Here is an 11599-nt window from a genome sequence, read left to right on the forward strand (position 1 = left end):
GTGTGGTGCGGCGTCGGCGGCGGGTAAGAGGACAACATGACCGATGCTGTTCTTGCCAACGCTCATGTCCTCGTCGTCGGCGGCACCGGTGTGATCGGAAAGGCAGTCGCTGGTCACACCGCGTCGGCCGGCGCCCGCGTGACGCTCACCAGCCGCAGCGCCGACGACGCATCCTCGGCTGCCGGCGAGTTCGAGGGCGACGTCTCCGGCGTGGCCTACGACGCGACCGATCACGCCACCGTGTCGAACCTGACCGACGGCGGTCCGTTCGACCACGTCGTCATCACGGCTGCAGCGCTGTCCTTCGACAGCCTGACCGACATCGACTCGGGCGTCCTCGACGACCTGGTTGCCTCGAAGCTGCTGGGGACGATGTGGACCGCACGGCACCTCCGATCCCACGTCGACGACAAGGGCAGCATGCTGTTCGTCTCCGGAATGCTGTCGCGTCGACCGACGCAGGCAGCGCCGCTGGCCGCGGTCAACGGTGCCATCGAGTCGCTCGGCAAGGCCCTGGCCCACGAGTACGCGCCGCTGCGGGTCAACGTCGTGTCACCAGGCGGGATCGGCACGGAGGGACTGGGCGGTCACACCGGTGCACCGGGTGACGTGGCTGCGCTGGTGACCGCCACACTCGCAAACCCCTGGATCAACGGGACGGTGCTCGACATCCACGGTGGCTAGCGGTCCGACCCGACCGGTCGTCAGCGAGCAGCTTCTGCGGCCGTCTCGATGCCGACCGACTCCTCAAGCGTGGGGGTCTTGATCCGTCGTGCCACCTCCGCGACCCCTATCGCGGATGTCGAAGACTGGAGGGCGACTCAGATCGGGTCGATCGCCTCTGTGGTCGCGAAGGTGAACCGGGTGACGTCGGTCGGAAAACTGGTCCACGCGAGGACCTTGAGCGGCCGGATGATCCGGAGACCACCGGCGATCTCATCAGACCAGGCGTCTGGCTCTGGCTCGTAGCCGGCAGCGCCGTACTTGGCGATGAAGGCGGCCGAGAGTGTCTGCCCCAGCGCGCCGGTCACCGGTGTGGACATGACGGACTGCCCGTCAATGATGACGGCCTTCTCACCATCCTCGAGGTGGAGCGTGACCGCTGGGTTCTCGTTCACGTTCTGGACATGCCGGGTGGTTGGTGCGCCGTCGTACCAGAACGCGCCGTCGACCCACACCCCCCACCGCGGGACGGAGTGTGGTCGGCCGTCGGGCCGAGTCGACGACAGCCAGTAGTGCTGCGCCGCAACCAATCTCTCCTCGACCGAACTCCAGGTGAGAAGGCCGTCATCGGTGTCCGGGACGCCATACCCGTCGGGCATGTCGGGTCGGTCAATGCTCGCGTCGCTCATGGGCAGAGGATACGAATGGGGTGCGACACACTATGGTCACACACCCGACCAACCCGACCACATGAGGAGTGACATGGGGTTCATCGACGACGTCAAGCGGTGGCTGGGCCGAGAAGCAGCAGACGCCAAGGAGTGGGTCGACGCATCGGTGGAACGGGGACACGACGAACTGGACCAGGCCGAGCGTCGATTGTCCGACGACCCGTCAACCCGGATGGCCGCGCTCCAGGACGACATCGCAGCCAACGACCAGGCCTTCGACTCGCTGCGAGACAAGGCGGATGCGGCGCTGGCCCGGCCGCAGGCGGACGCCGACCTGGTCGAGGACGGGGTCGAGGAGACTGCATCCGTCGAGGCTCAGGAGGGCAGGGACCAACCGGGTGGCCCGTAGGGTCGCACGCAGCCTTCACGACGCGGCCGCTCGAGTCGGTCCCGCGTCGGCAGGTAGCGCCCAGGTCGCATCCGCGGAGGACGATCTGGCCGGTGGTGCCCTCCACCACCTGAACCTCGGTCCCGGAGCTGCCTTGGAGGCCGAGTGGCAAGCCGCCGGCCTGACCCTGCCGGACCTGCCCGCCATGCGCACCTACCGCCGCTCCCGCGTGGTGCGCCAACTGCAGCTGATGGGCTACGACGGGATCCTCCTGATGGACCCCATGAACATCCGGTACGCCACCGACGCCACCAACATGCAGGTCTGGGTGATGCACAACGGCGCCCGATACGCCTGGGTGGGTGCCGATGGCCACACGATCCTGTGGGAGTTCGCGGGCTGCGAGTTCCTGGCCGGCCATAGCCACATCGTCGACGAGATCCGCCCGGCCATCGCCGCCACCTACTTCGCCGCCGGCCCGCGCCACCGCGAACAGGCAGCCCGCTTCAGCCAGGAGTTGCTCGACGTCATGGACCACCGCCCGGGCGCTCGCCGGCGGATCGCGATCGACCAGTGCCACCAGTTGGGGTACCAGGCCTTCGCTGATGCAGGCGTCGAGGTCGGCTCGGGCCAGGAGGTGATGGAGCTGGCCCGATCGATCAAGGACGCCGAGGAGATCAACGCGATGCGGTGCGCCGTTCACGCGTGCCAGGCCACCATGACGGACATGCACCAGAGCCTGCAGCCCGGTCTGACCGAGCGGGAGGTGTGGGCCGGTCTGCACGCCGGCAACATCGCGCGGGCGGGGGAGTGGATCGAGACCCAGATCCTGTCATCAGGGCCGCGGACCAACCCATGGATGCAGGAGGCGAGCAGCCGGGTCATCGAACCAGGTGACCTGGTGGCCTACGACACCGACCTGGTGGGGGCGTACGGCATGATGGTGGACATCTCGAGGACCTGGCGGTGTGGCGGCGGGCGCCCCTCCGGCACACAGCGGACGGTTCACGCCCTGGCACAGGAGCAGATCGAGCGCAACATCGCGTTGCTGACGCCGGGCCGAACCTTCCGGGAGCTGACCTTCCAGGCCTGGACACCGCCGATCGAGACCTACCGGCACTACAGCGTGCTGTTCCACGGCGTCGGCCAGTGCGACGAGCAGCCGGAGATCTACTTCCCGGCGGAGTGGGAGCGGTGGGGATATGACGGTGTCGTCGAGCCGGGCATGGTCTTCACGGTCGAGGCGTTCGTCGGGCCCAGGGCGGGTGGGGAGGGCGTGAAGCTGGAGAACCAGGTTCTGGTCACCGAGCAGGGCCCGGAGCTGCTGACCCACTTCCCGCTGGACCTCACCGGGTAGACCGGACGGGGGCTCAGCCGGCGACGCTGAAGGAGCTGTCCGGGTTGATCTCTCGATTACGGGCAAACGTCCCGAGGTTCATCTCGAGCCCCGTCCAGCGGCCGGTGACCCGCAACGGCGCGGCGTCGTGATCGTGGCCGGCCTCGACGGCCGTGATCAGCTCAGCCATGCAGTGCCCCACGACGCCGGCGTTCTTGAACTGGTTGCCGGACGTGCCGATGGCCACGTAGAAGCCATCCAGATCGGTGCGGTCGTAGATCGGGATCCAGTCGTCGGAGACGTCGTAGAGGTCCGCGACACCCTGGCGTCGGTTGGGCACCCCGACATCGGGCATCCGCCGTGCCAGCCGCATCACCTGCGTGGTGAACTGGGCCTCGGTCACCGAGCGGTTGAACTCGTCCGGATCCTCCACCCACTCCCGCTCATCGCACGCCGGGTCGGTCGAGCCGACCAGGATGTGATTGCCGGCCTGGGGGCGGAAGTAGACACCGGAGGCGGTGTCGGCGACGACGCTGCCTCGGTGATCGAAGTCCAGCTGTTCAGGCACCGGGACGTGGTGCGACTCGTGCCGTAGCGGCTGGGTGACGATCCGCATGGTGCCCTCCAGACCGGCCATCGCATTGACCCGGGCGGAGTGGGGGCCAGCAGCGTTGACCACCACCCGGGCGGCCACCCCGGAGCCGTCCTCGAAGGTGACCCCGCGCACCTGGCCCTCGTGGCTGTCCACCGAGGTGACGCGGGTTCCGAACCGGAATCGCCCGCCCTGTGCCTCGGCGGCCCGCTGGAGGTTGTGCGCCGCCAACTGGGGATCGTCGACGTACCCGGCGTCCGGTGACCAGATCGCGCCTTCCACCTGGTCGATGGCCTCAGCGCCGAACGCCTCGTCGTCGACAGCTGTTGCGGCACCGAAGGCGCCCAGGTCCAGCTCTGGCATCCGCGCGGCCAGCCCGGCGGTGTCCAGGTCCTCGTAGGGCACGCCGATCCGGTCGAACAGCGGGAGGACGGTGTGGTGATGGCCACTGGCGTCCTTCAGCAGCAACATGCCGCACTGGACCAGCTGAGCCAGACCGCGCTCGTCGACGTCGCCGATGTGCTCCGCCCAGTTGAGCCAGTAGTGCAGCCCCTCCCAGGACATCGCGACCCCGTCATGCGTCGAGTAGGTGAAGCGGACGATGGCGCTCGAGCTGCTGGTCGAGCCGTACCCCGCGGCCGGGCCCGCGTCCACGTTCAGCGTCGTCCAGCCACGACGTGCCAGCTCGTAGCCGATGGAGGCCCCGATCACGCCAGCTCCGATGATGACGGCCTCGACCTCGTCATGGGGCTTGCTCAGCCGCACGATCACCCTTTCTCCACGGGGAGCGCGTTGCCAGCATACGGGAATAGCTGGACAGACTCCTGCATACCGGTAACGATGACCGCTGCGATGGCTCCCGTCCAGTCCGTTCTTCGATCCTGGTCCTTGCTGACCAAGGTGGCAGAGCACGCCGACCAGCCGCTCGGCCTGGTTGGGCTGGCCGAAGCGGTCGACCTGCCGACCAGCACGGCGGCTCGGCTGCTGTCCACCCTCGAGGCGGTGGAGGCGGTGCGCCGTGACGAGCGAGGGGTCTACCGGATCGGCCCGACCATCGCCGCCATCGGCTCCTCCCTCGACGCCGAACCGACCCTTCGCACGGTCGCACATCCACATATGGTCGAGCTGGTCGCGCTGACCGACGAAGCGGTGGGTCTTGCCGTTCGGGTCGCCCACGAGACCGTCACCATCGCCCAGGTCGATGCCCCGCGGTCGGTGCAGGCAGAGGACTGGTCGGGCAGCCGGTGGCCGCTGCACCTGGGGGGCTCCGGCGACGTGCTCATGACGACCTGGGATCGCGCGGACATCCACCGGCATCTGGTCGAGGTGGCGGGCTTGGACGAGGCGGGTGCGGCCCGTGTCCGATCCCGCATCGACACCGCACGAACCTCCGGCGTCGCGTGGAGTCGCGGTGACTACGTGGCGGACCTCTCGAGCGTGGCCGCACCGATCCTCGACGGCACCCGGCGCGCCGTGGCTGCCCTCTACGTGTACGGGCCGTCCTATCGGTTCCCCGACCCGGACACGAGGGTGCGGGTGGAAGAGTTGCTGCGGGACCGGGCACAGCGCGTCTCGGCGGCCTGGACCGCTCGACGCGGTTGGTCACGGCGTGCGACGGACCAACCGAACCCAATTGCCGCACCCGGCGAGGACTCCGGCCCGGGAGGCCGGTCGTGACGGCGCGCGTCGGCCGTGCCGGCCGCCGGGCGCGCCGTCGTGACCGAGTGTCCGGCCCGGCCCAGCCGCCCTACCGCTCGCTCCGCCGTCATCTGGCCCCGGTCGACGCGGTCAGCGCCGACCAGTTGGAGGCGATCCACCAAGCCGCACTGCAGGTCCTGGACCGCACGGGCATCGACTTCCTGCACCCCGAGGCCCAGCGGCGTTGGCGGGAGGCGGGGGCGTCGGTGGACGGTGCGAGGGTGCGTCTGGAAGCCGCACTGGTGGAGGGCCTGGTCTCCCTGGCGCCGGCGTCCTTCACCCTCCACGCCCGCAACCCGGCACACGACGTGGTGCTCGGCGGCGATGCCGTGGTCTTCGGGTCGGTGTCCAGCGCCCCGTACGTCGGCGATGAAGCCGGCGGCCGCAGGAGCGGCACCCAGGAGGACTTCGAGAACCTGGTCCGGCTCAGCCAGACCCTCAACGCCATCCACCTGCACGGGGGCTACCCGGTCGAGCCGATCTCGTGGCACCCGTCGGTCCGACATCTGCACGCGACGATGTCGCTGCTGACCCTGTCCGACAAGCCCATCGCGGGCTACAGCCTGGGGGCGCAGCGCAACATCGACTGCCTGGAGATGGTGCGGATCGCGCGTCAGGTGGACGACGCAACGATCGAGGCCGAGCCGTCGATCCACACAGTCATCAACTCCAGCTCACCGCTGCGCTACGACCACCCCATGATCGAGGGGATCCTCGAGTTCTCCGGTCGCAACCAGATCGTCATCATCACCCCCTTCACGCTGGCCGGCGCGATGGCACCGGTGACCATCGCGGGAGCGCTGGTCCAGCAGCACGCCGAGGCGCTGGCCGGAATCGCCTTCACCCAACTCGTCCGAGCCGGGGCCCCGGTCATGTACGGCGGCTTCACGAGCAACGTCGACATGCAGTCCGGCTCACCCGCGTTCGGGACACCGGAGTTCATGCGGGCGGCGCTCGTCGGCGGCCAGCTGGCGCGGCGGCTGGGGGTGCCCTACCGCTCCTCCAACGTGTGCGCAGCCAACGCCGTCGACGCTCAGGCGGCCTACGAGAGCGTCTTCAGCCTCTGGGGAGCGGTCATGGGTGGTGCCAACCTCATCTTCCACGGCGCCGGGTGGATGGAGGGTGGGTTGCGCGCCTCGTTCGAGAAGATGGTGCTGGACGCCGACCTGCTGCAGATGGTCGCGGCCTTCCTCCAGCCGCTGGAGGTCGACACCACCACGCTGGCGGTGGACGCCATCGATGAGGTCGGTCCGGGCGGCCACTTCTTCGGGGTTCAACACACCCAGGATCGCTTCCGCACCGCCTTCTTCGCGCCGCTGGTCTCGGATTGGCGGAACTTCGAGGCGTGGGAGGAGGCGGGCAGCCCGACCGCACTGGATCACGCCACGCGGCTGGTGGAGGAGTTCGGCGCTGCCTACGTCCAACCAGCACTTCCCGCCGAGGTGCATGAGGAGTTGGAGGCCTTCGTCGCCCGCCGAGTCGCCGAGGGCGGCGTTGCCACGGACTACTGACGGGGGATCACCGAGCAGCGACAGAACCGGAGCGCAGAGGATGAGAGAGCGAGCACAGGTCGTCGTGATCGGTGGTGGCGTGGTCGGCGCCAGTGTGCTGTACCACCTGACCACCGTCGGTCTGACCGACTGCCTGCTCATCGAGCGCAGCGAGCTGACGTCCGGCTCGACGTGGCACGCCGCGGGCGGCATGCACACCCTGAACGGCGACCCCAACGTGGCGGCGTTGCAGCAGTACACCGTGGGGCTGTACGCCGAGATCGAGCGGATCAGCGGCCAGGACTGCGGCATCCACCTCTCCGGCGGCTTGATGCTGGCCGACTCCGCCGAGCGGATGGACTGGCTGCGCATGGCCCATGCCCGTGGCCGGTACCTCGGCATGGACACCGAGCTGATCAGCGTCGCCGAAGCCAAGGAGATCCTGCCGTTCATGGACGAGCAGTACTTCGTCGGTGCGCTGTACGACCCCATGGAGGGTCACGTCGACCCCTCCGGCGTGACCTACGCCTACGCCAAGGCGGCCCAGATCGGCGGGGCCGAGGTCGTCCAGCACACGCGTGTGCAGGCGATCACCCAGCGGCCGGACGGGCTGTGGGATCTCGACTGCGGCGACGCCGGCAGCGTCACCTGCGAGCACATCGTCAACGCCGGCGGTCTGTGGGCCCGCGAGGTCGGGCGGATGTGCGGCATCGAGCTGCCGGTGCTCGCCATGGAGCACATGTACCTGCTGACCGAGCGGGTGCCGCAGTTGGCCGACCTGGATGTCCGTGACGGCCGGGCGATCGGGCTGCATGCGATGGACTTCGCCGGTGAGGTGTACATGCGGCGCGAGGGTGACGGGCTGCTGCTCGGCACCTACGAGCCGAACGGTGTGCCATGGTCACCCCACACCACACCCTGGGACTTCGGCCACCAATTGCTCCCCCCCGACCTCGAGCGCATCGGCGACAACCTGGAGCGAGCGTTCGCGCACTTCCCCATCTTCGCGGAGGTGGGGATCAAGCAGGTCATCAACGGGCCCTTCACGTTCGCCCCCGACGGCAACCCGCTGGTCGGGCCGATCCGCGGTCAGCGTGGTCACTGGGTGGCCTGTGGGGTCATGGCCGGCCTGTCGCAGGGTGGGGGCGTCGGGCTGGCGCTGGCGAACTGGATCGCCACAGGTGACCCGGGCTTCGACGTCTGGGGGATGGACGTCGCGCGCTTCGGGGACTTCGCCACACCGGCCTACACCGACGCGCGGGTGCGCGAGAACTACGGTCGGCGCTTCCGGATCCTCTATCCCAACGAGGAGCTCACTGCCGCCCGGCCGCTGCTGACCTCCCCGCTGTACGACCGATTGGATCGGGCAGGGGCGGTCTGGGGGGCTGCCTACGGCTTGGAGTACGCCCGCTGGTTCATGCCGGATCCGGGCGGCAGGGACGGCACCTCGGGCAGCGATGGCACTCCTGGTGGTGCCCGGATCGAGACCCCGACCCTGCGCCGCTCCGATGCCTGGGACAGCGTGGCTGCGGAGAGCGCTGCGGTTCGTGACGGCGTCGGCATGATCGAGACCACGGGGTTCGCGAAGTTCACGTTCTCCGGGCCCGGCGCCCGGCTCTTCCTGGACCGGCTGCTGGCCGGCCGCATCCCGGCTCCCGGTCGGATCGCGTTGTGCCCGATGCTCAACACCGCAGGCAAGCTGATCGGCGACTTCACGGTTGCCGGCCTGCCGGAGGAGGGCGGGCCCGAGCGGTTCATGCTCTTCGGGTCCGGGCCGGCCGAGCGGTACTACGAGCGGCACTTCGATGCCCACCTGCCGGCCGACGGCTCCGTGACCTACAGGCCCCACGGGCCGAACCTGTGCGGCCTGTCGATCGCCGGGCCTCGGTCGCGGGAGCTGTTGGCCGCCGTCGCACGCGAGGATGTCTCCGGCGACGCGTTCCGCTTCATGGACCTGCAGCGGCTGAAGATCGGCATGGTCCCGGTCCTCGCGGGCCGACTGACCTTCACCGGCGACCTTGGCTATGAGTTCTGGGTCGAGCCGGCCTACGCAGGCCTGCTGTTCGACGTCCTGATGGCGGCGGGGGAGCCGCTGGGGCTGCGCCTCTTCGGCGCCTCGGCGCTGGACTCGCTGCGGCTGGAGAAGTCCTTCGGCGCCTGGGCGACCGAGTACCGCCCCATCTACGACCCGTTCGAGGCTGGTCTGGGGTCCTTCATCAAGCTGGACAAGGGTCCGTTCATCGGCGCCGAGGCGGCTGCAGCCGTCGCTGAGGCCGGGCCCGACCGTCGTCTGGTCACGTTCGTGGTGGATGCGGTGGACGCGGACTGCGTCGGCGACGAGCCGATCTGGCATGACGGTGAGGTCGTCGGCTGGGTGACCTCCGGCGGGTACGCCCACGCATCGGCCGCATCGGTGGCGCTTGGCTACATCCCCGCGGAGTTGGCTCGGTCAGCGGGTGCCGGCACCTTCGAGATCGAGGTCGTCGGGAACCGGCGTCCGGCGACGCGTGTGGAGACGTGTCTGTTCGACCCCGCTGGCACGCGGATGCGCGCCTAGCCGCCCGCCTCAGCCCCAGCCCCACTCGTGCAGCGCATGGTCGTCGATGCCGAAGTGGTGGGCGATCTCATGGACGACGGTGATCGCCACCTCCTCCACCAACTGCTCGTGGGTGTCGCAGAAGTCGCACAGCGCCAGTCGGTAGATCGTGATGCGGTCCGGTAGGACGCCGGCGTAGAACTCCCGCTCGGTCAGCGGGATGCCCTCGTACAGGCCGAGGATGTCTGGCTCGTCGGGGTTGGCGTCCTCGACCAGCACCACGACGTTGTCGAGCAGGTCGAACAGCTCGTCGGGCACTCGGTCGAGTCCCTCTCCGACCAGCTCCTCGAACGCCGCTTCCGGTATGGGCTCCACCAGCTCCAGTCTTGCGGCTCCCCGGTTCAGCTACACCCTCGGCTCCTCGAGCAGGACCTCGTGGAGGAACGCGGCCGCCCGTTGCGCGAACCACTCCGCGTGCTCGTCGTGCACCAGCAGCGAGCCCCCGGGGAGGCTCTCGAACGTGGTGGAGCCTGCGAACTGCGAGGCCATCACGCGAGCCTTCTCCGCCGGGAAGAACGGATCCTGCGCACCCCACAGCAACAGCGTTGGCATCGAGAGGTCACGCTGGACGGCGGCCAGTTCGTCGACGTCGTCCAGGTTGAAGGTCTCCAGGACCGTGAACTGGCTGTCCCACAGGACGTCGTCCTCGAGCAGCGGTCGGACGAAGAGGTCGTGGAACTCACCATCGAGATGCCCCACGTCCGCCACGGTCCCACCGAACAGCAACCGGCTGCGTCGCAACGGCCCCAGTCCGATGGCACGCCGAAACAGTGCGTGCGCCCCTGGGAGCCTCGTCCCATGGACGAACATGCCGAGCTGCCAGGAGTTGTGGCCCGGGATCTCCGTGCCGGACAGGACCAGAGCCGTCACGTGTTCGGGCCGCGCGGACGCCACCCGGCGGGCGACCATGCCACCGCTGTTCTGTCCGAACAGCGCCACGCCGGTCAGGCTGAGCTGGTCCATGACGGCCTGGACGGATTCGACGTGCCCGCGGATGGACAGCGGAGTGGCTGCGGTGGCCACCGAGCCGCCTGCACCGGGCAGGTCGATCACATGGCACGTGAACTCCTCCGACAGCGTGGGCACCACGCCACGCCAGGTGTCGCCGTTCAGCGGCCAGCCATGGATGAACAGCAGGTCGGGGCCTGCTCCGGAGCGCCGGTAGGCGACCTCGGTGTGGCCGATGTCGATCATCGTGCTGTTGTCCTTCACGGGGCACCTCTCCGGTGGTCGGTTGCTGCGGACACCAGTGACGGTATGAAGCCGGACAGGACTCGTCACCTACCCACGAGGTAGGTGCAGGCCGCGGACCTCTGGCCATACGATCCGCCGGGATGGACGCCGCCGCAGGTCACGCAGGAGCCTCGACCGGTCAGGACCGGGTCTTCCCGGCGCTGCTCAAGTACTGGCGCGGCCATCGCGGCCACAGCCAGTTGGACCTCGCCCTGATCGCCGATGTCTCCTCACGACACATCAGCTTCCTGGAGACCGGGCGGTCCCGTCCGAGCGAGCAGATGGTTCGCTGGCTCGCCGAGGCGCTGGACGTCCCTCTGCGGGACCGCAACGAGCTGCTGCGCGCTGCGGGCTTCCCGGCGCAGTACCCCGACGTCGACGTGGACGAGGCGTTGGCGGGGCCCGTGGGGGAGGCCGTGACGATGATGCTCGAGGGACACGACCCCTTCCCCATGATCGTCGTCGATCGCCTCTACCGGGTGTACCGGGCGAACCGGTCGGCCCGGATGCTGTTGGGCGCGCTCGGAGCCGCAGATGTTCGCGGCCTCAACCTGATCGAGCTGCTCTTCGCGCCAGGCGTGAAAGCGCTGATCGAGGACTGGGAGGGCACCGCAGGGGTGGTTCTTCGCCGACTGCAACGCGAGTCCCTGCACCGGCCACAGGACGCTGACCTGGCCCAGCTGCTGGCCGACCTGCTCGACACCGACGGGATACCCGAGCAGTGGCTGACACCCGCCCTGGCCGAGCCGAATCAACCGGTCCTTCCCATCGCCTTCCGACTCGGCGCACAGAGCCTGTCATTTCTGACGGCCATCACCACGTTCAGTGCCCCGCAGAACCTGACCCTCGACGAGTTGCAGATCGAGAGCTGGTTCCCGGCCGACGATTCGACCCGGGCCTTCTGTCAGGAGCTGCTGAGCACCGACGGGTGA

At 69.0% G+C, this 11599-nt stretch carries 11 protein-coding genes; 7 read left to right on the top strand and 4 right to left on the bottom strand.

The window, feature by feature from the left end; translation table 11 throughout:
- The first annotated feature begins 36 nt into the window (after positions 1 to 36).
- Entirely contained in the window at positions 37 to 684 is a 648-nt protein-coding gene (locus C1746_RS16330; protein ID WP_116715838.1) for an SDR family oxidoreductase, read from the top strand.
- A gap of 137 nt (positions 685 to 821) precedes the next feature.
- Here the strand turns inward: C1746_RS16330 and C1746_RS16335 are convergent, their stop codons facing one another.
- On the bottom strand, positions 822 to 1352 hold the full coding sequence (locus C1746_RS16335; RefSeq protein WP_116715839.1) for a pyridoxamine 5'-phosphate oxidase family protein: 531 nt from the start codon (positions 1350 to 1352) through the stop codon (positions 822 to 824).
- A gap of 61 nt (positions 1353 to 1413) precedes the next feature.
- Between C1746_RS16335 and C1746_RS16340 the strand changes: the two genes are divergently transcribed.
- Positions 1414 to 1743 carry a hypothetical protein gene (locus tag C1746_RS16340; RefSeq protein ID WP_162867860.1) on the top strand — a complete coding sequence of 110 codons (330 nt, stop codon included), beginning with the start codon at positions 1414 to 1416 and terminating at the stop codon, positions 1741 to 1743.
- Positions 1733 to 3079, top strand: coding sequence for a M24 family metallopeptidase (locus C1746_RS16345; RefSeq protein WP_205711939.1), 1347 nt, complete (start codon positions 1733 to 1735; stop codon positions 3077 to 3079). Before C1746_RS16340 ends, C1746_RS16345 begins: the two co-directional genes overlap by 11 nt.
- Positions 3080 to 3092: 13 nt before the next feature.
- Here C1746_RS16345 and C1746_RS16350 read toward each other — a convergent pair whose 3' ends face one another.
- On the bottom strand, positions 3093 to 4421 hold the full coding sequence (locus C1746_RS16350; RefSeq protein WP_205711940.1) for an NAD(P)/FAD-dependent oxidoreductase: 1329 nt from the start codon (positions 4419 to 4421) through the stop codon (positions 3093 to 3095).
- A 69-nt stretch (positions 4422 to 4490) separates the two neighbouring features.
- On the opposite strand from C1746_RS16350, the gene C1746_RS16355 reads away from it, so the two are divergent.
- Genes C1746_RS16355 through C1746_RS16365 form a run of 3 tightly spaced genes read left to right on the top strand, consistent with a single transcriptional unit; the run spans position 4491 to position 9395 of the window.
- On the top strand, positions 4491 to 5327 hold the full coding sequence (locus tag C1746_RS16355; RefSeq protein ID WP_205711941.1) for an IclR family transcriptional regulator: 837 nt from the start codon (positions 4491 to 4493) through the stop codon (positions 5325 to 5327).
- Positions 5324 to 6859: a trimethylamine methyltransferase family protein gene (locus tag C1746_RS16360; RefSeq protein WP_116715843.1), complete on the top strand. Its 1536-nt coding sequence runs from the start codon at positions 5324 to 5326 to the stop codon at positions 6857 to 6859. Before C1746_RS16355 ends, C1746_RS16360 begins: the two co-directional genes overlap by 4 nt.
- A 40-nt stretch (positions 6860 to 6899) precedes the next feature.
- Positions 6900 to 9395, top strand: a complete 2496-nt coding sequence (locus C1746_RS16365) for a GcvT family protein (RefSeq protein ID WP_116715844.1) — start codon at positions 6900 to 6902, stop codon at positions 9393 to 9395.
- A gap of 9 nt (positions 9396 to 9404) precedes the next feature.
- Here the strand turns inward: C1746_RS16365 and C1746_RS16370 are convergent, their stop codons facing one another.
- Together C1746_RS16370 and C1746_RS16375 are read right to left on the bottom strand one after the other, a co-directional pair.
- Positions 9405 to 9749, bottom strand: a complete 345-nt coding sequence (locus C1746_RS16370) for a metallopeptidase family protein (protein ID WP_116715845.1) — start codon at positions 9747 to 9749, stop codon at positions 9405 to 9407.
- 30 nt (positions 9750 to 9779) lie between these two features.
- Positions 9780 to 10646, bottom strand: a complete 867-nt coding sequence (locus C1746_RS16375) for an alpha/beta fold hydrolase (RefSeq protein ID WP_116715846.1) — start codon at positions 10644 to 10646, stop codon at positions 9780 to 9782.
- 122 nt (positions 10647 to 10768) lie between these two features.
- Here C1746_RS16375 and C1746_RS16380 point away from each other — a divergent pair, with 122 nt between their 5' ends.
- Positions 10769 to 11599, top strand: coding sequence for a helix-turn-helix domain-containing protein (locus C1746_RS16380; protein WP_116715847.1), 831 nt, complete (start codon positions 10769 to 10771; stop codon positions 11597 to 11599).

Origin of the sequence: Euzebya tangerina, from assembly GCF_003074135.1 — a bacterium.
GTDB classification, from domain to species: Bacteria; Actinomycetota; Nitriliruptoria; order Euzebyales; family Euzebyaceae; genus Euzebya; species Euzebya tangerina.